The organism is Streptomyces sp. 891-h, from assembly GCF_022760275.1.
Taxonomy (GTDB): Bacteria; Actinomycetota; Actinomycetes; order Streptomycetales; family Streptomycetaceae; genus Streptomyces; species Streptomyces spirodelae.
On record NZ_CP050693.1, the window covers coordinates 6,339,439 to 6,365,456 of the forward strand.

Annotated in this window: 23 protein-coding genes; 17 read left to right on the forward strand and 6 right to left on the reverse strand. The window is 72.8% G+C overall.

Annotated features, from left to right (window positions below):
- Positions 1-69 precede the first annotated feature (69 nt).
- Positions 70-990 (forward strand): LysR family transcriptional regulator, encoded by a 921-nt coding sequence (locus HC362_RS27885; protein WP_243086898.1) that lies wholly within the window; start codon positions 70-72, stop codon positions 988-990.
- Here the strand turns inward: HC362_RS27885 and HC362_RS27890 are convergent.
- From HC362_RS27890 to HC362_RS27900, 3 genes are all read right to left on the reverse strand, one after another.
- Positions 980-1,696, reverse strand: a complete 717-nt coding sequence (locus HC362_RS27890; protein WP_243086899.1) for a gamma-glutamyl-gamma-aminobutyrate hydrolase family protein — start codon at positions 1,694-1,696, stop codon at positions 980-982. The two genes, HC362_RS27885 and HC362_RS27890, sit on opposite strands and share 11 nt — an antisense overlap.
- 61 nt (positions 1,697-1,757) lie before the next feature.
- Positions 1,758-3,263, reverse strand: a complete 1,506-nt coding sequence (gene eat / locus HC362_RS27895; protein WP_243086900.1) for an ethanolamine permease — start codon at positions 3,261-3,263, stop codon at positions 1,758-1,760.
- A gap of 151 nt (positions 3,264-3,414) precedes the next feature.
- Positions 3,415-4,146, reverse strand: a complete 732-nt coding sequence (locus tag HC362_RS27900) for an FCD domain-containing protein (protein ID WP_243086907.1) — start codon at positions 4,144-4,146, stop codon at positions 3,415-3,417.
- A gap of 90 nt (positions 4,147-4,236) precedes the next feature.
- On the opposite strand from HC362_RS27900, the gene HC362_RS27905 reads away from it, so the two are divergent.
- The 5 genes from HC362_RS27905 to HC362_RS27925 all read left to right on the forward strand — a co-directional run bounded on the left by HC362_RS27905 (position 4,237) and on the right by HC362_RS27925 (position 10,763).
- Positions 4,237-5,604, forward strand: a complete 1,368-nt coding sequence (locus HC362_RS27905) for a glutamine synthetase family protein (protein WP_243086914.1) — start codon at positions 4,237-4,239, stop codon at positions 5,602-5,604.
- 32 nt (positions 5,605-5,636) lie between these two features.
- Positions 5,637-7,040, forward strand: a complete 1,404-nt coding sequence (locus tag HC362_RS27910) for an aldehyde dehydrogenase family protein (RefSeq protein ID WP_243086923.1) — start codon at positions 5,637-5,639, stop codon at positions 7,038-7,040.
- Positions 7,037-7,831 (forward strand): 3-oxoacyl-ACP reductase, encoded by a 795-nt coding sequence (locus HC362_RS27915; RefSeq protein ID WP_243086924.1) that lies wholly within the window; start codon positions 7,037-7,039, stop codon positions 7,829-7,831. Before HC362_RS27910 ends, HC362_RS27915 begins: the two co-directional genes overlap by 4 nt.
- A gap of 612 nt (positions 7,832-8,443) precedes the next feature.
- On the forward strand, positions 8,444-9,754 hold the full coding sequence (locus HC362_RS27920) for a haloacid dehalogenase-like hydrolase (protein ID WP_243086925.1): 1,311 nt from the start codon (positions 8,444-8,446) through the stop codon (positions 9,752-9,754).
- A gap of 73 nt (positions 9,755-9,827) precedes the next feature.
- The gene (locus HC362_RS27925) at positions 9,828-10,763 is read left to right on the forward strand and encodes a DUF2510 domain-containing protein (RefSeq protein WP_243088851.1); all 936 of its coding nucleotides are present in this window, start codon (positions 9,828-9,830) and stop codon (positions 10,761-10,763) included.
- An 85-nt stretch (positions 10,764-10,848) separates the two neighbouring features.
- On the opposite strand, the gene HC362_RS27930 is transcribed toward HC362_RS27925, so the two are convergent.
- Positions 10,849-12,063: an amino acid deaminase/aldolase gene (locus tag HC362_RS27930; protein ID WP_243086926.1), complete on the reverse strand. Its 1,215-nt coding sequence runs from the start codon at positions 12,061-12,063 to the stop codon at positions 10,849-10,851.
- A gap of 507 nt (positions 12,064-12,570) precedes the next feature.
- On the opposite strand from HC362_RS27930, the gene HC362_RS27935 reads away from it, so the two are divergent.
- The gene (locus tag HC362_RS27935; RefSeq protein WP_243086927.1) at positions 12,571-13,995 is read left to right on the forward strand and encodes a hypothetical protein; all 1,425 of its coding nucleotides are present in this window, start codon (positions 12,571-12,573) and stop codon (positions 13,993-13,995) included.
- A 62-nt stretch (positions 13,996-14,057) separates the two neighbouring features.
- Positions 14,058-15,269, forward strand: a complete 1,212-nt coding sequence (gene mycP, locus HC362_RS27940; protein ID WP_243088852.1) for a type VII secretion-associated serine protease mycosin — start codon at positions 14,058-14,060, stop codon at positions 15,267-15,269.
- Here mycP and HC362_RS27945 read toward each other — a convergent pair.
- Positions 15,178-16,029, reverse strand: a complete 852-nt coding sequence (locus HC362_RS27945) for a serine hydrolase (protein WP_243086928.1) — start codon at positions 16,027-16,029, stop codon at positions 15,178-15,180. The two genes, mycP and HC362_RS27945, sit on opposite strands and share 92 nt — an antisense overlap.
- Before the next feature lie 154 nt (positions 16,030-16,183).
- Here HC362_RS27945 and HC362_RS27950 point away from each other — a divergent pair, with 154 nt between their 5' ends.
- Positions 16,184-16,951 (forward strand): SseB family protein, encoded by a 768-nt coding sequence (locus HC362_RS27950; protein ID WP_243086930.1) that lies wholly within the window; start codon positions 16,184-16,186, stop codon positions 16,949-16,951.
- Positions 16,952-17,053: 102 nt separating this feature from the next.
- Positions 17,054-17,818, forward strand: coding sequence for an MIP family channel protein (locus tag HC362_RS27955; RefSeq protein ID WP_243086931.1), 765 nt, complete (start codon positions 17,054-17,056; stop codon positions 17,816-17,818).
- Positions 17,819-17,838: 20 nt separating this feature from the next.
- Here the strand turns inward: HC362_RS27955 and HC362_RS27960 are convergent, their stop codons facing one another.
- Positions 17,839-18,213 (reverse strand): DUF1844 domain-containing protein, encoded by a 375-nt coding sequence (locus tag HC362_RS27960; protein ID WP_209264526.1) that lies wholly within the window; start codon positions 18,211-18,213, stop codon positions 17,839-17,841.
- A gap of 431 nt (positions 18,214-18,644) precedes the next feature.
- Between HC362_RS27960 and infC the strand changes: the two genes are divergently transcribed.
- The 7 genes from infC to pheT all read left to right on the forward strand — a co-directional run bounded on the left by infC (position 18,645) and on the right by pheT (position 25,965).
- Positions 18,645-19,265, forward strand: coding sequence for a translation initiation factor IF-3 (gene infC, locus HC362_RS27965; RefSeq protein ID WP_209211742.1), 621 nt, complete (start codon positions 18,645-18,647; stop codon positions 19,263-19,265).
- A 102-nt stretch (positions 19,266-19,367) separates the two neighbouring features.
- Complete coding sequence (gene rpmI / locus HC362_RS27970) at positions 19,368-19,562, forward strand: 50S ribosomal protein L35 (protein ID WP_019360090.1); 195 nt, start codon at positions 19,368-19,370, stop codon at positions 19,560-19,562.
- 78 nt (positions 19,563-19,640) lie between these two features.
- The gene (gene rplT, locus HC362_RS27975; RefSeq protein ID WP_114020547.1) at positions 19,641-20,024 is read left to right on the forward strand and encodes a 50S ribosomal protein L20; all 384 of its coding nucleotides are present in this window, start codon (positions 19,641-19,643) and stop codon (positions 20,022-20,024) included.
- 164 nt (positions 20,025-20,188) lie between these two features.
- Positions 20,189-20,992, forward strand: a complete 804-nt coding sequence (locus tag HC362_RS27980; protein WP_243086933.1) for an RNA methyltransferase — start codon at positions 20,189-20,191, stop codon at positions 20,990-20,992.
- Positions 20,993-21,063: 71 nt separating this feature from the next.
- The gene (locus tag HC362_RS27985; protein WP_243086935.1) at positions 21,064-22,119 is read left to right on the forward strand and encodes an ATP-binding protein; all 1,056 of its coding nucleotides are present in this window, start codon (positions 21,064-21,066) and stop codon (positions 22,117-22,119) included.
- A 208-nt stretch (positions 22,120-22,327) separates the two neighbouring features.
- Positions 22,328-23,449, forward strand: a complete 1,122-nt coding sequence (pheS, locus tag HC362_RS27990) for a phenylalanine--tRNA ligase subunit alpha (protein WP_243086936.1) — start codon at positions 22,328-22,330, stop codon at positions 23,447-23,449.
- On the forward strand, positions 23,449-25,965 hold the full coding sequence (pheT, locus tag HC362_RS27995; RefSeq protein WP_243086938.1) for a phenylalanine--tRNA ligase subunit beta: 2,517 nt from the start codon (positions 23,449-23,451) through the stop codon (positions 25,963-25,965). Before pheS ends, pheT begins: the two co-directional genes overlap by 1 nt.
- The last annotated feature ends 53 nt before the right edge of the window (positions 25,966-26,018 follow it).

The following is a 26,018-nucleotide window of genomic DNA, read 5'->3' on the forward strand; positions in this document are numbered from 1 at the left end:
CCCTCACGCTCCCCGGGGCCGGAATCCGCCGCCAGGGAGCACCTCCCTATGAGGGCATAAGCTGAACCTATGAGTGAGACGGAGGGTGTGCCGGGCGGTCTGGCACACCGGGTGCCGGACCTGGGCGCTCTTGAGCTGCTGCTGGCCGTCGCCCGGCTCGGCAGCCTGGGCCGCGCGGCACGCGCGACAGGCGTCAGCCAGCCCGCCGCCAGCGGCCGGGTCCGCGCCATGGAACGGATGCTGGGCGTCACCCTGCTGGAGCGCTCGCCGCGCGGCTCGCGGCTGACGGCGTCCGGGGTGCTGGTCACCGACTGGGCGCGGCGCATCGTGGAGTCCGCCGAGTCCTTCGACGCGGGCGTCAGCGCGCTGCGCGACCGGCGCGACTCCCGGCTGGCCGTCGCGGCCTCCATGACCATCGCCGAATACCTGCTGCCCGGCTGGCTGATCGCACTGCGCACCGAGCGGCCGGACACCGCCGTCTCGCTGCGCGCGGGCAACAGCGCGGCCGTCGCCCGGATGGTGCTGGACACCGAGGCCGACCTGGGCTTCGTGGAGGGGCTCGGCGTACCGGCGGGGCTGGACGGCACCGTCATCGCCCGCGACCGGCTGCTCGTCGTCGCGGCCCCCGGCCACCCGTGGACCCGGCGCCGCGAGCCGGTCGGTCTCGCCGAGCTGGCCGCCACCGGGCTGGTGCTGCGCGAGCCGGGCTCCGGCACGCGGCAGGTCCTGGACGCCGCGCTGGCCGCACATGGCGGACTGGCCCCACCGCTGCTGGAGCTGGCCTCCACCACGGCCGTCAAGGCGGCGGCCGTCAGCGGCGCGGGCCCGGCCGTGCTCAGCGAACTGGCCGTGGGCGAGGAACTGGCAGCGCGGCGGCTGGCCGAGGTGCCGGTCGCCGGACCGGAGCTCGGCCGCGCGTTGCGTGCGGTCTGGCCCCACGGGGCCAGACCGGCCGGGCCCGCACGTCAGCTGCTGGCCCTCACCCGCTGAGGGCCGCTGCCGCGTCGGCCAGGGCCTGCATCAGCCGCAGGTCCTCGCCCGCCTCCGGGTGCCATTGGACGCCGAGCACGAAGTGGGAGGCGTCCACCAGTTCGAGGGCTTCGACGGTGCCGTCGTGCGTGGCGTGCGCCGTGGCGACAAGGCCCTCGCCCAGAGTGTCCACCGCCTGGTGGTGGTACGTCGGAACCGGGACCACCGCCTCGTGGCCCAGCACCTTGGCGAGCAGGCTGCCCGGGACGGGAGAGACGTCGTGGGGGGTGAAGACGCCGCGCGGCCCGCGATGCGCTTCCGTGGTGGCCATGTGCTGGACGAGGGTGCCGCCTAGCGCGACGTTGAGCAGCTGCATGCCCCGGCAGACCGCCAGGAGCGGCACCCGCCGGGCCAGCGCCTCGCGGGTGAGGGCCAGCTCCCAGGCGTCCCGTTCCGGGTAGGCCGGGCCGGTACGCGGGTCGCGGTCGGCGCCGTAGCGGGCCGGGTCGATGTCGGGGCCGCCCGCTGTGACCAGGCCGTCGAGGCGGGAGAGGGTCTCGGCCGCCGCCGCGGGGTCGTCGTCGGGCGGGAGGAGCACCGCGCGGGCGCCGGCCCGCTGTGCCATGCGGTGGTAGCCCGCCGGGAGGAGTGCTGCGGGCAGGTCCCAGTCGCCCCAGCGGGCCGAGGGTTCGAGGTAGGTGGTGATGCCGATGAGGGGTGGTTTCACGGTTCTCCTTCGCGGAGGGGGTCCGGGCCGGTGGCCCGCGGCCTCCCGTCCGCCCTTCGGTTCAGCCCTTCAGTTCTTCTTCCGCCTCGGCCAGCGCCGCGAACTCCTCCTCCGGCGCTGCCGCCACCAGGCGGTGGCGGCTGTAGAAGGCGAAGTAGGCGACGGCGACCGCGTAGACCGCGAGAGCGATCAGTGCGGCCTGCTTGTCGACCAGGAAGGTGGCGACCAGCGCCGCGAGAGCCAGGACCAGGGCGACGGAGGAGGTGAGGATGCCGCCCGGGGTGCGGTACGGGCGCTCCAGGTGCGGCTCGCGCTTGCGCAGCACGATATGGGAGAGGGACATCAGCGCGTAGGAGATGGTGGCGCCGAAGACGGCGATGTTCAGCATCGTCGCACCGTCGCCGCTGCCCGCCGCCAGCGCGAAGCCCAGGGCGCCGGGGAGGAGCAGACCCAGGTAGGGGGCCTTGCGGCGGCTGGTCAGCGAGAGGAAGCGGGGCAGGTAGCCGGCCCGGGAGAGGGCGAAGAGCTGGCGCGATCCGGCGAAGATGAGGGAGAAGAACGAGGCGACCAGACCGGCCAGGCCCGCGTAGTTGACGACGCGGGAGAGCGCGGTCGCCTTGCCGTCCGGTTGCAGCGCCTCGACCAGCGGGTTGCCGACGTCCTGGATGGCCGCCGAGCCGCGGGCCCCGGTGGCGGTCACGAAGGTGAGGAGCGCGAGCAGCAGCAGGATGCCCATCGACCAGGCCATGGCCTTCGGCAGCGTACGGGCGGGGTCGCGGGTCTCCTCGGCCGCCAGCGGTACGCCCTCGATACCGAGGAAGAACCACATGCCGAACGGGAACGCCGCCCAGATGCCCAGGATGCCGAACGGCAGCCAGGAGCCGGAGCCGAACGCGCTGTGGTCGACCGGGATGTCGTCGAGGGCGCTGGTGTGGAAGTCGGTGAGGGCGCCGAGGACGAACACCAGCAGCGCGGCGACGGCGACGGCGGTCACGATGAGCGAGAAGCGCAGCGCCTCGCCGACGCCCCACAGGTGGACGCCGATGAACAGGGCGAAGCAGGCCAGGTAGACCGGCCAGCCGGACTCCAGTCCGAACAGGCCGAGGGACTCGATGTAGTCGCCGATGAAGCAGACGATGGCCGCCGGTGCGAGGACGTACTCGATGAGGATGGCGGTGCCGGTCAGAAAGCCGCCCCAGGGCCCCAGGGCGCGCCGTGCGAAGCCGTAGCCGCCGCCCGCCGTGGGCAGGATGGCCGACAGCTCGGCCAGTGCGAAGACCATGCAGGTGTACATCAGGCCCATCAGCACTGCCGCGACGGCCAGGCCGCCGAAGCCGCCCTCGGCCAGACCGGCGTTCCAGCCGGAGTAGTCACCGGAGACGACGTAGGCGACGCCGAGCCCGGTCAGCAGCAGCGGGCCGGCGCTGCCGCGCCGCAGTGTGCGGCGCTCCAGGTACGCCGCTTCCGGACTCGGGGCGTTCCGGGCGCCCGGGATGTCCGGGGCGCTCGAGGAGTTCGGGGTGCTCGGGGTGCCGTCCCGGGTGGGGGACTCGGATTGTTCGGACATGTGCCACACTCCCGCCGTCAGCCATTGGTGTGCTGGCATACCTTTGTGGCCGGAGACGGCCGAGCGCAACCCTTGTGCGTGAAGGAGCTGTAACCGCAAGCGGCACCGCGGGGCGCACCGGACATCCCGGGCGCCGCGGCCGCGCTCCGCCTCACGCCAGGAACCCCCGCAGCAGCGACGCCGTGCCGGCGCAGTGCTCACGGGCGATGGCGCGGGCCTCCTCGCCGTCCCCGTCCAGTACGGCCGCCACCAGCGCCGCGTGCTGCCGCTGGGCGTGCTCCAGGTTCCGCACCAGCAGCGGAATGCGGTTCAGCAGATCGTTGAGCCTGGCCCGTACGGCGGCGTACTGCGCGGTCAGCGAGGGGGAGCCGGCCAGCTCGACCAGGGTCAGGTGCAGCAGCGTGTCGCGCCGGCGGTAGTCGCCGGGCGTCGCCTCGCGCGTGGCGTCCAGCGCCTCCCGCAGCCGTGCCGCCTCGGCCGAGGACAGCCCGCGCGCGGCGCACAGCTCGGCGGCGCCCGCCTCCAGGACCTCGCGGAAGGTGAGGGTGTCCGCCAGATCCGGGGCCCCGGCCGGCAGCCGCACCCGGCCGCCCGCCGCGCCTTCCGCCGCGCCGGTGACCGGCTGGGGGAGCACGAAGGTGCCGCCGTACCTGCCGCGCCTGCTGGCCACCACGCCCTGTTCGGCCAGCACCTTGAGCACTTCGCGCAGGGTGACGCGGCTGATGCCGAGGCGTTCGGCCAGCTCCCGTTCGGCGGGCAGCCGTTCGCCCTCGGCCACCAGGCCCAGCCGGATGATCTGCAGGATCTGCTCCAGCGCCTCTTCGAACCCGTTTCCCGCGTGTACGGTACGCAGCACCGTGGCCAGCCTGTCGTCCTCCGGCATGGAACCCCCTTCCGTTTCGATGACCCTCTTCCGTTCCAAAGGTCTGCACGGCTACCTTATGGCTTCCGCGGACCGACAGGAGGCCCACTCGTGGCAGACCGCACACCACCGCTCAGCGTTTCCGAGCTGAGGAGACTCGTCGACGCGGGCGAGATCGACACCGTCGTCCTGGCCTTCACCGATATGCAAGGACGCCTCCAGGGCAAGCGGTTCGCCGCGCCCTTCTTCCTCAGCGACGTACTCGACGGCGGCTCCGAAGGCTGCAACTACCTGCTCGCCGTCGACGTCGAGCTCAACACCGTGGACGGCTACGAGATGTCCTCCTGGGAGCGCGGCTACGGCGACTTCGCCATGCACGGCGACACCGCCACCCTGCGCCGCGTCCCCTGGAACCCCGGCACCGCGCTGCTCACCGCCGACCTGGCCTGGCACGACGGCTCACCCGTCGCCGCCTCGCCCCGGCAGATCCTCCAGCGCCAGCTCGACCGGCTCGCCGAGCGCGGCTGGCACGCGTACGTCGGCACCGAGCTGGAGTTCATGGTCTTCCAGGACACCTACGAACAGGCCTGGGACAGCGCCTACCGTGGCCTGACCCCCGCCAACCAGTACAACGTCGACTACTCCATCCTCGGCACCGGCCGCGTCGAGCCCCTGCTGCGCCGCATCCGCAACGAGATGGCCGTGGCCGGAATGGTCGTCGAGTCGGCCAAGGGTGAGTGCAATCTGGGGCAGCACGAGATCGCCTTCCGCTACGCCGACGCGCTCACCACCTGCGACCAGCACGTCATCTACAAGACCGGCGCCAAGGAGATCGCGGCGCAGCAGGGCCAGGCGCTCACCTTCATGGCCAAGTACGACGAGCGCGAGGGCAACTCCTGCCACATCCACCTCTCGCTGCGCGACGAGGAAGGCGGCGCGGTCCTCGCCGACGAGACGGGCGAGCACGGGATGTCGCCGCTGATGCGGCACTTCCTCGCCGGACAGCTCGCAGCCCTCCGCGAGTTCACCCTGCTGTACGCGCCCAACATCAACTCCTACAAGCGCTACCAGCCCGGCTCGTTCGCGCCCACCGCCGTCGCCTGGGGACCCGACAACCGCACCTGCGCGCTGCGCGTCATCGGCCACGGCCAGGGCCACCGGCTGGAGAACCGCGTCCCCGGCGGCGACGTCAACCCCTACCTCGCCGTCGCCGGAATGATCGCGGCCGGACTGCACGGTATCGACAACAAGCTGGAACTCCCGCGGCCCTGCACCGGCAACGCCTACACCGGTGACGCCGAACACGTACCCACCACCCTGCGCGAGGCCGCCGCGCTGTGGCAGGAGAGCACCCTGGCCCAGGAGGCGTTCGGCAGCGAAGTGGTGGAGCACTACAGCAACATGGCCCGGGTGGAACAGCAGGCCTACGACACCGCCGTGACGGACTGGGAGCGCTACCGCTCCTTCGAACGTATGTAACCCTCCCGAGCGCAGGTAAGGACTTCACCGCAGTGCAGCACGAGCAAGAGGAACCCGCCGGACCACCGGCCGAGAAGCTCCAGATCGTCAACCCGGCGACCGAGGAACTGATCACCACCGTCCCCGTCACCACCCCCGAGGAAGTCGACCGCGCGGTCGCCCGGGCCACCGCGGCCCAGTCGAAGTGGGCCGCGCTGCCCCCGGCCGACCGGGCCGGAATGCTGCGCCGGTTCGCCTCCGTCGTCGACGGACACATCGAGGAACTCGGCGTCCTGGAGATGCGCGAGGCCGGACACCCGCTGGGCAACGCCTGCTGGGAAGCGAGCAACGTACGCGACCTGCTCGACTACGCGGCGGGCGGCGTCGAACGGCTGACCGGACAGCAGATCCCGGTCGCCGGCGGCGTCAACATCACCTTCGCGGAACCGCTCGGCGTCGTCGCCGTCATCGCGCCGTGGAACTTCCCGATGCCCATCGCCGCCTGGGGCACCGCTCCCGCGCTCGCCGCCGGCAACGCGGTACTCCTCAAGCCCGCCGAGACCACCCCGCTGACCGCGCTGCGCCTGGCCGAGCTGGCCCTGGAGGCCGGACTGCCCGAGGGCCTCTTCCAGGTGCTGCCGGGCGAGGGGCCCGTCACCGGCACCGCACTGGTCGAACACCCACGCGTCGCCAAGGTCGTCTTCACCGGCTCGACCGCCGTCGGAAAACGCATCATGGCCCAGTGCGCGGCCTCCGTGAAGCGCGTGACGCTCGAACTCGGCGGCAAGAGCCCCAACATCGTCTTCGCCGACGCCGACCTGGAGCGCGCCGCTGCCGCAGCACCCGGCTCCTTCCTCGACAACACCGGCCAGGACTGCTGCGCCCGCAGCCGCATCCTCGTCCACCGCAGCGTCCACGACCGGTTCCTCGAACTCCTGGAACCCGCGGTCCACGCCTTCCGGGCCGGCAACCCGGCCGACAGCACCACCTCCATGGGACCCCTCATCTCGGCCCGCCACCGGGAGCGGGTACGCGGCTACGTACCCGAGGACACCCCGGCCCTCATCCGCGGCACCGTCCCCGACGGCCCCGGCTACTGGTACCCCGCCACCGTGCTGGAGGGCACCGCGGGGGAGCGGGCCGCGGTGGAGGAGGTCTTCGGACCCGTCGCCGTCGTCATCCCCTTCGACGACGAGGACGAGGCGGTACGGCTCGCCAACGACACCGACTACGGGCTCTCCGGCTCCATCTGGACCCGCGACAGCGCCCGCGCCCTGCGCCTCTCCCGCGCCGTCGCCGCCGGAAACCTCTCCGTCAACTCGCACAGCAGCGTGCGCTACTCCACCCCCTTCGGCGGCTACAAGCAGTCCGGACTCGGCCGCGAACTCGGCCCCGGCGCGCTCGCCGCCTTCACCGAGACCAAGAACGTCTTCATCAGCACTGAGGAGAGCCAGTGAGCCCCACCGAAACCGAGGCCGTCGTCTGCCGTCGCCTGGTCGGGCGTACGGCCGTCGTCACCGGCGCGGGCAGCGGCATCGGTCTGGCGACCGCCCGCCGCCTCGCCTCCGAGGGAGCACATGTCGTCTGCGCCGACGTGGACGCCGAGCGTGGTGCGGCTGCGGCCGCGGAGACCGGCGGGCTGTACGTCGCAGCCGACGTCACCGACCCCGAACAGGTCGAAGCCCTCTTCCGCATCGCGAACGAGACGTACGGCTCCGTCGATGTCGCCTTCAACAACGCCGGCATCTCGCCGCCCGACGACGACTCCATCCTGGAGACCGGGTTGGACGCCTGGCAGCGCGTCCAGCACGTCAACCTCACGTCGGTCTACCTGTGCTGCAAGGCGGTGCTCCCCTATATGCGGGAGCAGGGGAGGGGCTCCATCATCAACACTGCCTCCTTCGTAGCCGTGATGGGCGCCGCCACCTCGCAGATCAGCTACACCGCGTCCAAGGGTGGGGTCCTCGCCATGTCCCGCGAACTGGGAGTCCAGTTCGCGCGGGAGGGCATCCGGGTGAACGCGCTGTGCCCCGGCCCTGTGAACACCCCCCTGCTGAAGGAGCTCTTCGCGAAGGACCCGGAGCGGGCTCAGCGGCGGCTGGTGCATGTGCCCGTGGGGCGGTTCGCCGAGGCGGAGGAGATTGCTGCGGCGGTTGCTTTTCTCGCCAGCGATGATGCGTCATTTGTGAACGCCGCGGAGTTCTTGGTGGACGGCGGCATTGCGGGGGCGTACGTCACCCCTGTGTGACCGCCGCCAATGGCTGAGGGCCCAGCCCTCTGACCCTCTCCGTTGTTGGGGGCTCCCGCCCCCATACCCCCGGGTCCTCGCCGGACGGGCGTTGGGGGGCTCCTCCCCCAGACTCCGTCCGGGGGGACCCCCACCCAACCACCCCCCGCTACGGGGGCTTCGCCCCCCCTAGGAGCCCCCTTCCGCAACAGCACAATCCGGTAGACGTTCACTCATCCCGGCTCAGGCCTGAGGCCCTTGGTCCGGTCGGTGACTCCCGCAGGGTCGTCACCGGCCGGTCCAAGGACCCGCACCACTGAGGGGATGCTTGAAAGGCAATGGGGTGGTCCCATGCGGCAGGGGGGTTCTAGGGGGGCGAAGCCCACCTGGCGGGGGGCTGTTGGGGGGCGGAGCCCCCCGACACGACCACTCGGCGGCGAGCCGAAGCAACAAACGGGGCGTGCGTCCACAAGCGGGGGGCCACCCCGTGAGGGGTTCGCCCCCCGACACGACCACTCGGCGGCGAGCCGGGACACAAACGGGGCGGGCCACCACGGGGTGGAGCTCCAGGGGCGGGGGCCTCAATCCGTGTAGCGTACACAGAGTCAACTCGATCACCAGGAGGGGCGCCACATGCGCAGCAGATCCGTCCTGACCGCCCTCACCACGGCCGCGGCCCTCGCCGCAACCCTCATCCCGGCCAACGCCCAAGCGGCCGACGCCCAAGCGGAGGCCTCAAGAGACAGGCACCATTGTCCGCGGCTCTCAGCGAAGCTGACGTGGTACGGGGCGAACCGCGCCAAACTCCAACGCACCATCGACGAGCGCGGCAAGTGCTCGTCCCATTGGCGGGGCGGCAAACGAGGGCACCGCCCCGTGGCCGCGTTCGACTGGGACAACACCATCGTCAAGAACGACGCGACCGACGCCACCATCGCCTGGGCCCTCAAGCACGACAAGATCCTCCGCCCCGAGGACTGGGCGGCCACCAGCAAGTGGCTCACGCCCGCCGCCGACCGGGCCCTCACCGAGGCGTGCGGCACCGACGTACCTGTCGGGCACCCCCTCCCCACCTCCAGCAACGCCGCATGTGCCGACGAGATCCTCCAGGTGCGCGGCGAAGCCGAGACGATGAGCGGCGACCCGGCGTTCGCCGGAAAGTGGAACCACCGCCGCACCGTTCCGGAGTACGCCTGGGTCCCCCAATTGTTCGCGGGCCACACAGTAGAAGAGCTCCGCGCCTACGCACGCGCCGCGCGCGACGAAGCGCTGGCGGCCCCCATCGGCAGCGAGCAGAAGGTCGGCACGCACACCGTGCCCGCCTACAGCCGCTACTACGCGCAGCAGCAGGACCTGCTCCGCACGCTCGAGAAGGCCGGGTTCGACGTCTACATCGTCTCGGCGGGCTCGGAGCCGGTGGCCGAGGAGTGGGCGGCCGGCGTCGGCATCGACCGCGAACACACCCTCGCGATCCGCAGCGTCGTCAAGCACGGCAGAATCACCACCTACACCGAGGGCTGCGGCGGCATGCCGCCCAGCAAGGGGGAGATGATCCCTTACATCGAGGGCAAGCGCTGCGTCGTCAACCAGGAGATCTTCGGCATCAAGGGCGCCCGTGCCTGGCAGAAGCAGGACTGGCGGCACCGCATCGCGATCGGCGGCGGTGACGCGGACACCGATGTGACCTTTGTGGGGGACGCGACGGGCACCCACCTCGTGCTCAACCGCAACAAGCCGGAGATCATGTGCCGGGGCTACGACGACGCGGACGGGCGCTGGGCGGTGAATCCGATGTTCATCGAGCCGCTGCCCCGCAAGAAGGGGCCGTACCCGTGCGCCACCGAGGGCTTCACCAACCCTGACGGCTCACTGGGCCCGGTTCGCAGGAGCGACGGTTCGATCGTCCCCGACCAGAAGGACACCGCGTACGGCGAAAAGGCATAGGGGCCCGACGGAGTCCCATGTCAGGGCCGCCCCGCAAAGTCGTACAGGTGTGCCATAGGCTGCGACCGTGAGTATGACGACCCCGCCCGGCTGGTACCCCGATCCCGGACAGACGCCCCAACACCCGCCGCAGGAGCGCTGGTGGGACGGCAGCGCCTGGACCAGCCACACGCGGTCGGGCACGGGCACGGGCGCCGGCACCGCCGGGCAGCCGGGCCGCAACGGCGCGGCTGCCGGGCGCGGACCGCTCATCGCCGGCATCCTGGGCGCGGTCGTGCTGACGGCCGCACTCGCGCTCGGCGGGGTGCTGCTGCTGGGCGGCGGCTCGGACGAGGAGAAGCCGGAGGCGGCCCGCTCCTCGTCCTCCGAGCCGGACCGGTCCAAGGGCAAGGGCGAGTCCGCTCCGCCCGAGGACGAGGACTCGCCTTCGAACCCGCCCTCGGACTCGCCGTCCCCGATTCCCCGAGTGGCCCGCGACCCGCTGCTCGGTATCGGCCTCACCGTCCCGGACGGCTGGCAGCGGGCCAACGACCACAACGCAGCAGCGCTCAGCAAGAGCGCCTACCGGTGTCCCGCGGACTCCGCCGGGAAGAAGTGTGTCCGCGGCGGCGGCTTCATCAAGGAGACCAGGGGGTCCTGGAGCGACGACGACGAGCTGCGGGAGCTGACCGAGGCCCAGGTGGCGAAGAACGCCAAGGCGTCGTACCCGAAGAAGTCGTACGGCGGTATCACGTCGCACAAGGTCGTCGAGTCCGGTGCCGTGACCGTCGCCGGTGAGAAGGGCTACCGCGTCCGATGGCGGGTGAAGAACAAGCTCAAGCCGGACGCCTACGTGGAGGCCGTCGTCTTCCGCTCGCCGGAGAGCTCGGCGAGCACGCTCGTGCTGTGGAGCAGCGTGGACATGGCGGACGCCGAGGACGCCTCGCCGGTGTCCGTCCTGGACGACCTGCGCAAGGGCGTGGTCGCGACCGGCACCGGCCAGGACGAGGGCCCGAGGAAGACCGTCTGACGAGGACGGCCCACGCCAGACCTCCAGAGGGACGGGGACGCCGGGCCGTCCGACGGACGCGGACGCGGTGGTCCCGCGTCCGTCGTCACAGGAACGTCATGCCCTCGCCCCGATAGGTGGGCACCGAACCCGTCACCCGGTCGCCCTCCACCAGGTGCAGCGCGTCGAACCGTTCGCACAGCTCGCCCGCCTTGGCGTGCCGGAACCACACCTTGTCGCCGATGAGCAGATCGTCGGCGGCCTGGCCCAGCAGCGGGGTCTGCACCTCGCCGGGCCCTTCCTGCGGGTCGTAACGCAGCCCGCCGGGCAGATAGGGCCGGGGCAGCCGGTCGGGGCCCGCGGCGCCGGAAGCGGGGTAGCCGCCGCCCAGCACCGTGACGACCCCCACCCCGGGCCTGCGCACCACCGGCATGGCGAACAGCGCGGCGGGGCGGCCGGTGAACGAGGTGAAGTTGTCGAACAGATGCGGCATATACAGGCCGGAGCCGGCCGCCACCTCCGTCACCGTCTCCTCTGCCGCCGTGTGCTGGACGCTGCCCGTACCGCCGCCGTTGACGAACTCGAGGTCCGGCGCCACCGCGCGGACGGCACGCACCGCCGCGTCGCGGCGCCCGGCCAGCTCGCGCCGGGCCGCCGCCTGCATCAGCCGTACGGCGCGCGAGCGCAGGGCAGCGCCGGGAACGGCGTCCCCCACTCCCGCCACATGGCCCTCGTACCCCATCACACCCACCAGCTGGACACCGGGGCGCCGCTGGATGGTACGGGCCATTTCGGCCAGGTCGGCGGGGGAGTGCAGCGGGGAGCGGCGGGCACCGATGCGGACCCGGCCGCCCAGCAGCCGCAGCGAGGTGTCGAGTTCGAGACAGACCCGGATCTCCTCGCGGCCGCCGTCCCGAGCCGCGTCGATCAGTGCGAGCTGCGCCGGGTCGTCCACCATCACGGTCACGGCCGCGGCCAGCTTCGGGTCCGAGGCCAGCTCCGCGTACCCGGCGCGGTCGGCCGAGGGGTAGGCCAGTAGCACATCGCTGATGCCCGACCGGGCCAGCCACAGCGACTCGGCGAGGGTGTAGCTCATCACCCCGCTGAAGCCGTCCTTCGCCAGCACCCGCTCCAACAGCGCGCGACAGCGCACCGATTTGCTGGCCACCCGCAGCTGCTTGCCCCCGGCACGGCGCAGGAGGTCCTCCGCGTTGGCGTCGAACGCGGCCAGGTCGACCAGCGCGAGCGGCGCGTCCAGCTGGGCCGTCGCCCGGTCGTACCGGGCGCGGTCGGCGACAGGATCGGCAGTCGTATCGAACACCCTCGCAGCTTGCCACGGGCGTCCGCCGCCGCACAGCCCCGGAACCGCGGCACCGTGCCCCGCACGGCGCGTTCGCGCATCTGACGAGCGCGTTCGCGCACCTGACAAGGGGGTCACCGCTGTTTCGGCCGGGTTGCCGTCCCTCCCGGTGCGCACCGTAGAGTGACGCCGCACGCCGTGACGGGACGGCGCACGGCGAACAGTTCACTGTGGCCACGACGAACATGCCCGCTCAGCCCGGCGTTCGTGCGTGGCGGTAGGGCGCGAAGGGGGGCGCACATGGGCACCGACGCCGACCGCGCCGCAGTCCCCGAGCCCCCGGCCACCCCACCCAGGCCCGCCGTCCCGCCCCGCCCCGCTGTCCCTCCGCGTCCTGGTGTCCCCCCACGTCCCCCCTCCCCGCCGTCGGCCGCGGAACCGGCCGGTGACGGTACGGCCCGTACCGGCCGGGAGAAGGGGCGCGAGCCGGAGGCGGAGCCGCCCACGGAAGACGAGTCCAGCCCACAGATGTCATATTTCAGGGAGAGGGCACAGGAGAGGGAAGAGGGGGACGTCGCGGAGCGCTCCGAGCAGGTCTCGGTACCCGCCCCCCGCGACCCCGCGCACACCCTCCGTCCCCCCGTCCCCACCCCGCCGCCGCAGCCCGCGCCCCCCACCGGCGAACCCCTCACAACCCCCCGCAGACCCGCCCCGCGAGGGCGGGGCCGCGCCGACAGACCCGCGTCCGCCGCCCCGGCCCAGGCCCAGGACAGCCTCTCCAACGGGGACCGCACCGGGACCGGTGACAGCGCCGCCGGTCCGCTCGACAACGGCCACCCGGAGGGCCGGGCCCGCACGGGCGCGGCCGAACGACGGCTGGGCGCACCTGCCGCGCCGGACCCGTCGTCCGGCCCCGTCCAACCGCCTGCGCCTGCGGCGCCGCCCGTGCCGTCCACGTCTGCTGTGCCGTCCACGTCCGCTGTGCCGTCCGCCCCCACTGCGCCGTCCGCCTCCACCGTTCCGTCCGCGTCCGTCCCGCCGCCTCCGCGGCCCGCCGTCACTCTCTTCGGACCGGCGTCGGCCGCGGATTCCGGCGGCGGGCACGCGCAGCTGACCATCCGTTCGGTCGTCGTCGCCGTCTGCCTCGTGCTCGGTGTCGGTCTGCTGGGCGGTGCGGGCACGGGCGTGCTGCTCTCCGGGGACGCCGCCGAACGGCCCGCCGTGGCGGCGGGCTTCGACGGCGCACGTGCCGCCTGGCACCAGCTGCCCGTCGACGAGCTGTTCCCCCGCACCCTCAAGGGCAAGGGCGCAGGGCCCGGCGGCGCGGACCGGCGCTGGACGCGCGTCGCTGTGGCACCCGACAGCGGCTGCGCGCGCGCCTTCGACCCGTTGCTGGCCAAGGCGCTGGCCCCGGTGGGCTGCGGCAGGCTGGTGCGGGCCACCTACACCGACGAGACCTCCACCAGCGTCACCACGGTCGGCCTGATGTTCACCAAGGCCGACCCGGCAGCCATGCGGGACCTGCGGGAGCGGTTCGCGGCCCAGAACCTCGCGGAGCGCACGGATCTGATGCCCCGTCCGTACGCGGCGCGCGGCACGGTCGCCGCCGAGTTCGGTGACGCGCAGCGGGCGAGCTGGACCGTACGCGTGCTGCGGGACGCGCCCGTGGTCGTCTACTCCGTCTCCGGCTTCGCCGACGGCCGCGTCGTCACCGACCCCCAGCCGGCCAACGACGCCACCCGCAAGGGCGAGACGTCGGCTGCGGCGCAGGCAGGGCTCGGTCACGACGCCCAGGGCATCGCCGACCGCATCGAGCGCGGCCTGCGCGAGGCCACCACCCGGCGGGAGCCCGGCGAGCGGGAGTCCGAGGCGGACGGCGACGGCAAGGGCCGGGACGGCAACCGCTCGGACGGCAAAGGCAAGGACGACGAGGCGGAAGGGAAGGCCCGATGAAGCGTGCGCCGCGCTCGCAGCGCCCTCCGCGCCCCGCGGCGGCCGGTCGCGCCCTGGTCACCATGCTGTGCGCCCTGCTCGCCCTGCTGCCCGTCACCGCGGGCACGGCACACGCCGAGGGCGAGGGCCTGCAGCGGCAGGAGTGGGCCCTCAGAGCGCTGCACGCCAAGGAGGCGTGGAAGACGACCAAGGGCCGGGGCATCACCGTCGCGGTGCTGGACACCGGGGTCGACGGCAGCCATCCCGACCTGCGCAGGAACGTCCGCGGCGGCAAGGACATGATCCGCATGGGCGCCGAGAAGGGTGACCGCTACTGGGCCCGGCACGGTACCGCGATGGCCGGGATCATCGCCGGTCACGGCCATGGCGAGGGCGGCAAGGACGGGGTGCTCGGCATCGCGCCCGAGGCGCGCATCCTCCCGGTGCGGGTACTGCTGGAGGAGAAGGATCCGGACCGCGCCAAGGCCCGCGCCCAGCGCAAGTCCGCCCTGGCCGACGGTATCCGCTGGGCCGCCGACCACGGCGCCGACGTCATCAACCTCTCCCTCGGCGACGACAGCGACTCCGCGCACCCCGACGCCCGCGAGGACGCCGCCGTGCGCTACGCGCTGCGCAAGGGCGCCGTGGTCGTCGCGTCGGCCGGGAACGGCGGCGAGAACGGCGACCACGTCTCCTATCCCGCCGCCTACCCGGGTGTGATCGCGGTGGCCGCCGTCGACCGCAAGGGCGCGCGGGCCGCCTTCTCCACCCGCCGCTGGTACGCGACCGTGGCGGCGCCCGGCAAGGACATCCTGATCGCCGACCCGGACCGCACCTACTACCAGGGCTGGGGCACCAGCGCGGCGGCGGCCTTCACCTCGGGCGCGGTGGCGCTCGTCCGCGCCGCACACCCCGACCTGAGTCCCGCGCAGATCAAGAAGCTGATCTCGGACACCGCCGGGCACACCCCGGAGGGCGGGCGCAGCGACGCGGTCGGCACCGGCATCGTGGACCCGGCCGCCGCCATCGAGATGGGCTCACACGTCGAGCCCCGCGAACAGCGCCCGGCCGTCGGTACGTACGGCAAGAAGTTCTTCGGCTCGGCGCGGCCGGGCGACGGCGGCGGGCCGGGCTGGTTCGCGATCCTGGCGGCCGTGCTGGGCGCCGTGCTGATCGGCACCGCCCTCGCCGTCCACCGCGGATTCACCCCGCGGATTCCGCGTCGGCCGTCGGCCCGCGTCGGCTGGCCGGGCTCCGGCCCGGGGGGTCAGGGGCCGCCGCCCGGCCGTCTGTGAAAGGGGCCGCGAGTGTGGCCGTGAGGGGAGCCGCGAGGGTGTCCGTGGGTGCGCCGACGGCCGCGCGGGCCGCCTCTTCGACCGCGGCGATGCCCTCCTCGGCCGTGGGATGCCCGTCCGAGAGGACGGCGAGCAGCCAGGGGCGGCCCGCCACGGTCACCCGCCCCACGCTGTTGATCACCCACAGCCCGGTCGCCGTACGCGGCAGCCAGCCGTTCTTCACCTCGTCGGCCGCGGCGCCCGGGGCCGTGCCCGCGCTGTCCCCGGCCGCCGTCACGCCCCAGCGCTGCGAGGGGACGACGCCGCGCATCAGCTCGCGCACCCACAGCCGTTCCCGCGGCGTGAGGACCTGCGCCCGGGGCCCGCGCCCGTGCACGGCGCGCAGCAGCGCCAACTGGTCGGCGGCCGTGGTGGTGGTCAGGCCCCACCGTCCGTCCTCGGCCGGGCGGGTATCGGCCAGTCCCAGCAGACGGCCGGCGGCGGCCACGCCTTCGGCGCCCCCTGCGGCCCGCCACAGCGCGTTCGCCGCCTCGTTGTCGCTCCGCTCGATCATCGCGGCGGCCCACGTTCTCTCCTGAGGGGTGACCTCCCGCGTGCCGCGCACCCGTAGGAGCAGGGCCGCGAGGATGTGCACCTTCATCACGCTCGCCGCGACGAATCGCCGGCGCTCGGCCCGGGCCACTGGTTCGAGGCCGCCCCCGTTCAAGGGCTGCGCGGCGATGGCCAGGCGTGCCGACGCGGTTGCGCTTCGCTTGTTCACCGCGACGACGTTAGACCGTTCTCGGTCGGTCTTGTGCCGTGGAGGGGGTGCCCCTGCCCGTTGTCTGCGGGCTGCGGGCTGATTGTGGTTGCTCGCGCAGTTCCCCGCGCCCCTGACGGGGTGTCTGCCGCGGGGCACCCGATACGCTCGGGGCGTGGCGCTCAAGAACATTCCTCAGTCGGCCTTCTCCAGTGACGACGGCACCGCCGACGCCGAGCTCACGGACGCGCTCGCCGCCTGGCAGGGCGACCGCCGGGCGCCCGGGGCCGAGAACCGCGTCCTGGCGGCGCTGCGCGGCGCCCGGCTGCTGGTGCCGGTCGTCGCCGTCCTCACCGAGGCCGAGACCGGCGAGGACGGGCTGCGCCGGGACAAGACCAGCGAGATGGCGGTCCCCACCCTCAACGCACCCGGTGGCCGCAGGGCGCTGCCCGCCTTCACCTCGACCGGGGCGCTGGCCCGCTGGCGTCCCGACGCGCGCCCGGTGGCCGTACCGCTGCACCAGGCGCTGCAGGCCGTGGCGCACGAGCAGGCGGACACCCTGCTCCTCGACGTGGCCGGGCCGGTCACCTTCGAGGTGACCGGGCCCGCTCTGCACGCGCTCGCCGAGGGCCGGGTGCGCACCCCGGCGTCGGCAGACCCGGCCGTCGCCGACGCGCTGCGGGCCGTGCTCGCGGCCGAGCCCGCGGTGACCGGCGCCCACCTGATGCCAGGGGCGCCCGACGGCGAGGGAGCCGCGGACGGCACCCTCGCACTCGCCCTCGAACCGGGCGCAGAGGTCTCGGCCGTCGCGCAACGGGTCGCCGGGGCGCTGGCCACCGACGAGACGCTGCGCTCCCGGCTGGTCGGCGGGCTCGACCTGGCGCTGCTGCCGCCGGGCAGCCCGCTGCCGAAGGCGGCCTTCTACCGCTCGGAGCAGGACTGACCTCGCCGACGTGCGAGCCCGGCGGACGCGTCGGACACTCAGGAGAGCGCCGGGACAGTTCCGAGTCCCGGCTGCCTCCTACGACCCCCACGGGAGGTCGACATGCAGGTCAAGTCGCTCCAGGCGAGCCCGGAACAGCTCAGAGACCTGGAAGACAAGCCACAACCGATCGCCGCGGAGTTCCTGGGCACCCTGCTGCTGGTGTTCTTCGGGGTCGGTGCGGCCGTGCTGGCGGCCGAGTACGTCGGCTCGCTGGGCATCGCGCTCACCTTCGGCTTCGTCATGCTCGCGCTCGCGTACGCCATCGGCCCGATCTCCGGCTCCCATGTGAACCCGGCGGTGACGCTGGGGATGTTCCTGGCCGGACGGCTGGACATCGAGTTGGCCGTCAAGTACTGGGTCGCACAGCTGGTGGGCGGCATCGCGGGAGCCGCGCTGCTCTTCCTGGTCGCCAAGCAGGTTCCGGGGCTGGAGACGAGCGGCAGCTTCGGCAGCAACGGCTTCGGCGACCGCTCCGCGGTGCACATCAACACCGGCGGGGCCTTCGTCGCCGAGCTGATCCTGACGTTCCTGTTCGTCTACACGGTGCTCGCGGTGACCCACAAGGTGGCGGTCGTCGGCTTCGACGGGCTGCCCATCGGGATCGCGCTGGCCACCGTCCACCTGGTCGGCATCCCGCTGACCGGCACCTCGGTGAACCCGGCGCGGAGCCTGGGCCCGGCCGTCTTCGCCGGTGGAGCGGCGCTGACCCAGCTGTGGATGTTCATCGTGGCGCCGCTGGTCGGCGCGGCCGTCGCGGCATATGTGCACATGATCACGCACCCGCAACCGAACCGGCGGCCCCGGCGCGAGATGAGGGTCAGCTGAGACCGGTGCGCCCCGGAGGCTCAGCCGTGCACGGGCCCGGTGAACTTCTCGCCGGGCCCCTGGCCCGGCTCGTCGGGCACGGTGGAGGCCTCACGGAAGGCGAGCTGGAGCGACTTGAGGCCGTCGCGCAGCGGTGCCGCGTGGTAGGAGCCGATCTCGGTGGCGCTCGCGGTGATCAGCCCGGCCAGGGCGTGGATCAGCTTGCGCGCCTCGTCCAGGTCCTTGTGCTGCTCGCCCTCCTCGGCCAGGCCCAGATTGACCGCGGCGGAGCTCATCAGGTGCACCGCGACGGTGGTGATCACCTCGACCGCGGGAACATCCGCGATGTCGCGGGTCAGGCTGTCGAAGTCGGGGTTCTCACCGGAGGGCTGCCCGGCGGCTGCGGCGTCGCTCATGCGGGTCAGCCTAAGCCCCGCCGCTCCCGTATTGTCGTACGGGCCGTCCCGCCCGCCGCCGTAGCGGCCGGTGGCCCCGCGGGGGCCGCGCCGGACGCCCCCACCGGTGCCGCGCGCGGCGCTCCGCAGGCTCTGCTGCTATGCTGGGATATCGACCGGCTGAGGACTGTCCCTTGTCAGCAACGACGGGGGCCGGGCTCCAGCCCGCAAGTGGAGGCTCCGATCTCCCACCTGGTGGCCCTGCGGGCCGCGGGTCAACGGTCAGGCTGCGCCCCGCGGAGTTCCGCGGCGGTGCTCCCGGTCTGTGAGGAGCCCCGCCTGTGACCCGTCCGGGGCGTTTTTTGCGCTCGCGAGCGGTGGTCACCCACTGATTACGTAACTCATGCGCGGCCGTCCGCCAGACGCTCGCGCGGTGTACCCGAGGAGGCCCCATCAGCGCCGAGCCCCGCATCAACGACCGCATTCGCGTCCCCGAGGTGCGACTCGTCGGTCCCAGCGGCGAGCAGGTCGGCATCGTGCCGCTTGCCAAGGCCCTGGAGCTCGCCCAGGAGTACGACCTCGATCTGGTCGAGGTCGCGGCGAACGCCCGTCCGCCGGTGTGCAAGCTCATGGACTACGGCAAGTTCAAGTACGAGTCGGCCATGAAGGCCCGTGAAGCGCGCAAGAACCAGGCGCACACGGTCATCAAGGAGATGAAGCTCCGGCCGAAGATCGATCCGCACGACTACGACACCAAGAAGGGTCACGTCGTCCGGTTCCTCAAGCAGGGTGACAAGGTCAAGATCACGATCATGTTCCGCGGTCGTGAGCAGTCCCGCCCCGAGCTGGGCTTCCGGCTGCTCCAGCGGCTCGCGGACGACGTGTCGGACCTGGGCTTCGTGGAGTCCAACCCGAAGCAGGACGGCCGCAACATGATCATGGTTCTCGGTCCGCACAAGAAGAAGACCGAGGCGATGGCCGAGGCCCGTGAGGCGCAGGCCGCCCGCAAGGCGGAGCGCCAGCAGGGGTCAGCTCCCGCTGAGGAGTCCGCCGAGGAGCCTGCCGAGGCGTGAGCCCTCCCGGGGCACCCGCCCTGGAACCCATAACGAACAACTGGCGCTTCCGCCTGCCCACACGAGCGCGGGAGCGTCACTGACGAGGAGTGAAACGGCGACATGCCGAAGAACAAGACGCACAGTGGTGCCCGCAAGCGCTTCAAGGTCACCGGCTCCGGCAAGGTGATGCGCCAGCGCGCCGGCCGCCGCCACCTTCTCGAGCACAAGCCGTCCACGCTGACGCGCCGCCTTGCCGGCAAGACCGAAGCGGCCCCGGCCGACGCCAAGAAGATCAAGAAGCTTCTCGGCAAGTAAGTCCCCGCACGACCGGGACCCCATCGACCTGGGCCGGAGTGAGGTCCCCTCCCGGCCCCGCCAACAAGGAGTAATCACGTGGCACGCGTCAAGCGGGCAGTAAACGCTCAGAAGAAGCGCCGGGCGATCCTGGAGCAGGCCAGCGGCTACCGCGGCCAGCGTTCCCGCCTGTACCGCAAGGCGAAGGAGCAGGTCACCCACTCCTACGTCTACAACTACAACGACCGCAAGAAGCGCAAGGGCGACTTCCGTCAGCTGTGGATCCAGCGGATCAACGCCGCTGCCCGCGCCAACGGCATCACCTACAACCGCTTCATCCAGGGTCTGAAGGCCGCCTCCATCGAGGTCGACCGCAAGATGCTGGCCGACCTCGCGGTCAACGACGCCGCCGCCTTCACCGCGCTGGTCGAGGTCGCGCAGAAGGCACTGCCGAGCGACGTCAACGCGCCGAAGGCCGCCTGAGCGCTTCGGCTTCGCCGTTGACCGGACGTGGGGACTGACGCCGTCGGTATCCCCCCAGCCTCCGGCCGGGCGGTACCCCAACTCTCGCCGTCGTGGTTCCTCGCCGCGGCGGCGAGAAATTTTTTTGCGAATCCCTCTTTGCGAAAGCGAGCGAAGGCCCTCCCATGCCCCCCGAGCTGACCTCCCTGCGCTCTCCCCGTGTCACCGCCGCGCGCAAGCTCGGCAAGCGGAGTTTCCGCGGCAAGGAGCGACGGTTCCTCGCCGAGGGGCCGCAGGCGGTGCGGGAGGCGCTGGAGCATCTGGTCGAGGTGTATGTGACACCGGAGGCCGCGGAACGGCACGCGGAGCTGCTCGACGCGGCCCGCTCGGCGCGCGTCCCGGTGCTCACCGCGTCCGACGAGGTCGTCGCGGAGATGTCCGACACCGTGACCCCGCAGGGCATCGTGGGGCTGTGCCGTTTCCTGGACCGGCCGCTGACGGAGGTCCTCGCGGCGCGGCCGCGGCTGGTCGCCGTCCTCGCGCACGTACGCGACCCCGGCAACGCCGGGACCGTGCTGCGCTGCGCCGATGCCGCCGGAGCCGACGCCGTGGTGCTGACCGACGCCTCGGTGGACATCTACAACCCCAAGGCGGTGCGCGCCTCGGCCGGATCGCTCTTCCACCTGCCGGTCGTGGTCGACGTGCCCGTCGAGGAGGCCGCCCGCGGGCTGGCCGGGGCCGGGGTGCGGGTGCTGGCCGCCGACGGCGCGGGGGAGCGGGACCTGGACGAGGAACTGGACTCCGGCGCGATGGCCGGGCCCACCGCATGGGTGTTCGGCAACGAGGCCTGGGGGCTGCCGGAGGAGACCCGTGCGCTGGCCGACTCGGTGGTGCGGGTGCCCCTGCACGGCCGCGCCGAGAGCCTCAACCTGGCGACGGCGGCAGCCGTCTGCCTCTACGCCTCCGCCCGCGCCCAGCGGTCCCGCTGAGGGTGCCACGCGGTCACTGAGAGCTAGTAGGGTGCCGTGCAGCGAGGGCGCAGGAGGAGGGGCGGAACGGGATGGATGTGCGGCCCGACGACCTGCCCGACGGGCTCGTGATCGCCGACGGCACCGGGCACGTCGTCTGCTTCAACGCCGCGGCGGTCCGGATCACCGGGCGGACGCGCGAGGAGGCGCTGGGCACCCCCCTGCACGCCGCGCTCCCGCTGGAGGACCTGGACGGGCGCCGCTGGTGGCAGCTGACCGACCCCTACGGCGGCCCTGCCATCCGCACCGGGCAGCCCGAGCGGAACCTGCTGCTGCCCGGCGGCCACGAGGTGCTGGTCGCGGCGCGCTACGTGCGGGAACGCCCGCTGGGGCCGGTGGAGCGGGTCGTGGTCACCCTGCGCGGCACCGAGGCCAGACGGCGTACCGAACGCAGTCACGCCGAGCTGATCGCCACCGTCGCGCACGAGCTGCGCTCGCCGCTGACCTCGGTCAAAGGGTTCACGGCGACGCTGCTGGCCAAGTGGGAGCGGTTCACCGACGACCAGAAGCGGCTGATGCTGGAGACCGTCAACGCCGACGCCAACCGCGTCACCCGGCTCATCGCCGAGCTGCTGGACATCTCCCGTATCGACTCCGGACGGCTGGAGGTGCGGCGTCAGCGGCTGGACATGGCGGCCGCAGTGCGGCGGCACGTGGAGGCGCACGTCGCCGCCGGCCGTCCCTCCTCCCGGTTCAAGATCCGGATCGCCGACGAGCTGCCCGATCTGTGGGCCGATCCGGACAAGGTCGACCAGGTGCTGGCCAACCTGCTGGAAAACGCGGTGCGGCACGGTGAGGGAACTGTCACCATCGAGGTCGAACCCACCTCTTCCCCGCGCGAGCCGGGCGGTACGGCGACGGCCGTGACGGTCAGCGACGAGGGCCCAGGCATTCCGGAGGAGTCCATGAGCCGCGTGTTCACCCGCTTCTGGCGTGGCAGCCGGCGCGGCGGCACCGGCCTGGGTCTCTACATCGTCAAGGGAATCGTCGAGGCGCACGGCGGGGTCATCACCGTCGACCGGGCGCCGGAAGGCGGCGCCAGATTCCGATTTATCCTGCCCGTGGGCGCCCCGGCCTTCATGGCCTGACCTGTCCGGTCGCACGGCGCCCACGGGCCGACCCCGCAGCCAGCATCGGAGGCCGGGCCCCTGGCCTCCGCTCATCCGCCACCAGGCGGCCCCCTTTAGACTCGGGCTTCGGCACGCAGTCGGCAGTCATGTCAGCAGTCATGGGCAGGGCGCAGCCTGGGGGCACCTCCCAGCGACAGCTGGGGGACTATCGGAAACACGGGAAGAGATGTCGGCACCCAACAAGTCGTACGACCCTGTCGAGGTCGAGGCACTGAAACCGGAAGCGATCGACCGGGCCAGGGACGAGGCGCTCGCCGCCGTCGCCGCCGCCGGGGATCTGGAGGCGCTGCGCGAGGTCAAGGCAGCACACGCGGGTGACCGCTCCCCGCTGGCGCTGGCCAACCGTGAGATCGGCGCGCTGCCCCCGCACGCCAAGGCGGAGGCGGGCAAGCGCGTCGGACAGGCCAGGGGGGCCGTCAACAAGGCCCTCAAGGCCCGCCAGGAGGAGCTGGAGCGCGAGCGCGACGAGCGGGTGCTGGTCGAGGAGGCCGTGGATGTCACGCTGCCCTACGACCGCCGCCCGGCAGGCGCCCGGCACCCGCTGACCACGCTCTCGGAGCGCATCGAGGACGTCTTCGTGGCGATGGGCTACGAGGTCGCCGAGGGCCCCGAGGTGGAGGCCGAGTGGTTCAACTTCGACGCCCTCAACCTGGGTCCCGACCATCCGGCCCGCACCATGCAGGACACCTTCTTCGTGCGCGGCACGGACGGCGGGGAGAACTCCGGCGTGGTGCTGCGCACCCACACCTCGCCGGTGCAGATCCGCTCGCTGCTCGGCCGCGAGCTGCCCGTCTACGTCATCTGCCCCGGCCGGGTCTACCGCACCGACGAGCTGGACGCCACGCACACCCCCGTCTTCGGCCAGGTCGAGCTGCTGGCCATCGACGAGGGGCTGACCATGGCCGATCTGAAGGGCACCCTCGACCACATGGTCTCGGCGCTCTTCGGCGAGGGCCTGGGCACCCGGCTGCGCCCGTCCTACTTCCCCTTCACCGAGCCGTCCGCCGAGATGGACATGGTCTGCTTCGTGTGCCGGGGCAAGTCCGTCGGCGACCCGGACAACCCCTGCCGTACGTGCAGCAGCGAGGGCTGGATCGAGTTGGGCGGCTGCGGCATGGTCAACCCCCGGGTGCTGACCGCCTGCGGCGTCGACCCGGAGAAGTACAGCGGATTCGCCTTCGGGTTCGGCATCGAGCGGATGCTGATGTTCCGCCACAACGTCGAGGACATGCGAGACATGGTCGAGGGTGATGTGCGCTTCACCCAGCCGTTCGGGATGGAGATCTGATGCGGGCGCCGCTGTCGTGGCTCCGGGAGTACGTGGACCTGCCGGCCTCCGAGACCGGCCGGGATGTGGCCGCCAGGCTGATCGCCGCCGGTCTCGAGGTCGAGACGGTCGAGCAGACCGGTGCCGGGCTCAAGGGCCCGCTGGTGGTCGGCCAGGTGCTGGCCATCGAGGAGTTGACGGAGTTCAAGAAGCCGATCCGCTACTGCCAGGTGGATGTCGGCCGAGGCCCCGACGACCCGCAGAACCTCATCTGCGGTGCCACCAACTTCGCCGTCGGCGACAAGGTCGTCGTCGTGCTGCCGGGGGCCGAGCTGCCCGGCGGGTTCAAGATCAGCGCCCGTAAGACCTACGGGCACGTCTCGGAGGGCATGATCTGCTCCGAGCGCGAGCTGGGCATGGGCGAGGACCACGGAGGCATCCTGGTGCTGCCGCCCGAGCACGAGGTCGGCACCGACGCGATCGAGCTGCTGGAGCTCGTCGACGAGGTCCTCGACATCGCGGTGACACCGGACCGCGGCTACTGCCTGTCGCTGCGGGGCATCGCCCGCGAGACGGCCACCGCCTACGGGGTGCCGCTGCGCGACCCGGCGCTGCTGGACGTGCCCGCGCCCAACGCGCACGGCTACCCGGTCAAGGTCGCCGACCCGCTGGGCTGCGACCGCTTCACCGCGCGCACCGTCACCGGGCTGCGGCCCGAGGCGCAGTCCCCGATCTGGCTCCAGCGCAGGCTGCAGAAGGCCGGGATGCGCCCGGTCTCGCTGCCCGTCGACATCACCAACTACGTGATGCTGGAGCTGGGCCAGCCGCTGCACGCCTACGACAGGGCTCGGATCGAGGGCGCCATCGGGGTGCGCAGGGCGGAGGACGGCGAGAAGCTGACCACGCTCGACGGCACCAAGCGGGTGCTGGCCCCCGGTGACCTGGTCATCACCGACGACCGCGGCCCCATCGGCCTGGCCGGGGTGATGGGCGGCGCCAACAGCGAGATCGCGGACGGTGACGGCGAAGCGCAGCGGACCACCGAGGTGGTGATCGAGGCCGCGCACTTCGACGCGGTCTCCGTCGCCCGTACCGCGCGCCGCCACAAGCTCTCCTCCGAGGCGTCGCGCCGCTTCGAACGGGGTGTCGACCCGGAGGCGGCGTCGGCGGCGGCGCAGCGTACCGTCGACCTGCTGGTGCTGCTCGCGGGCGGCACCGCCGAGCCGGGCGTCACCGAGATCACCACGCCGTCGGGCCCGCGTACGGTACGGATCGCCGCCGACCACCCGGACAAGGTCGCGGGCGTCGCCTACGGCCGCGAGACGGTCGTGCGCCGCCTCCAGCAGGTCGGCTGCGACGTGTACGGGGGCACCGGGCAGGACGAGCAGCTGACGGTCACCGTGCCGTCCTGGCGGCCCGATCTGACCGACCCGAACGACCTGGCCGAGGAGGTCATCCGGCTGGAGGGCTACGAGAACCTGCCCTCCACGCTGCCCAGGCCGCTGCCGGGGCGCGGGCTGACCGAGCGCCAGCGGCTGCACCGCCGCGTCGGCCGCGCGCTGGCGGGCGCCGGCTACGTCGAGGCGCTGTCGTACCCCTTCGTGGGCGACGCCGTCTTCGACGCGCTGGGCCTGGCGGCCGACGACCCGCGCCGCCGCACCGTGCAGCTGGTCAATCCGCTCTCGGACGAGGAGCCGGGGCTGCGCACCACGCTGCTGCCCGGGCTGCTGGCCGCGCTGCGCCGCAACGACGGACGCGGCAGCCACGACCTCGCGCTGTTCGAGACCGGGCTGGTCTTCCTGCCGACCGGCACCGAGACCGCCGCCGAGCGGCTGCCGGTCACCCAGCGGCCCACCGCCGAGGAGCTGGCCGGGCTGGACGCGGCACTGCCCGAGCAGCCCCGCCACCTGGCCGTGGTGCTGGCGGGCGCCCGGGAGCGCGCCGGCTGGTGGGGCGGGGGCCGCCCCGCCGACTGGGCCGACGCCATCGAGGCCGCGCGCACCGTGGCAGCCGAGGCGGGCGCGGAACTGACCGTGGAGAGCGCCGCCTTCGCGCCCTGGCACCCGGGCCGGTGCGCGGCGCTGTACGTCCGGCTGGACGGCGAGCGGGTGGCGGCCGGGCACGCGGGTGAGTTGCACCCGCGCGTGGTGAAGGCCCTGGGGCTGCCGGAGCGCACCTGCGCCATGGAGCTCGACCTCGATCTGGTCGAGCGCGCCGCGGCCGGACCGGTGCGGAGCCCGCACGTGTCCACCTTCCCGGTGGCCACCCAGGACGTCGCCCTCGTGGTGGACGCGTCGGTTCCGGCGGCCGAGGTGGAGAGCGCGCTGCGCGCGGGCGCGGGCGCGCTGCTGGAGTCGCTGCGGCTGTTCGACGTCTTCACCGGCGAGCAGCTGGGTGAGGGCCGCAAGTCGCTGGCGTACGCGCTGCGTTTCCGTGCTCCGGACCGCACGCTGAAGGCCGAGGAGGCCTCCGCCGCGCGGGACGCGGCGGTCGCCGAGGCGGTCGAGCGGACAGGCGCGGTGCTGCGGGGCGCCTGAGCGAGCCTCGCCACGGCGTTCGAGGGGACATCCGTCACTGGCGGATGTCCCCT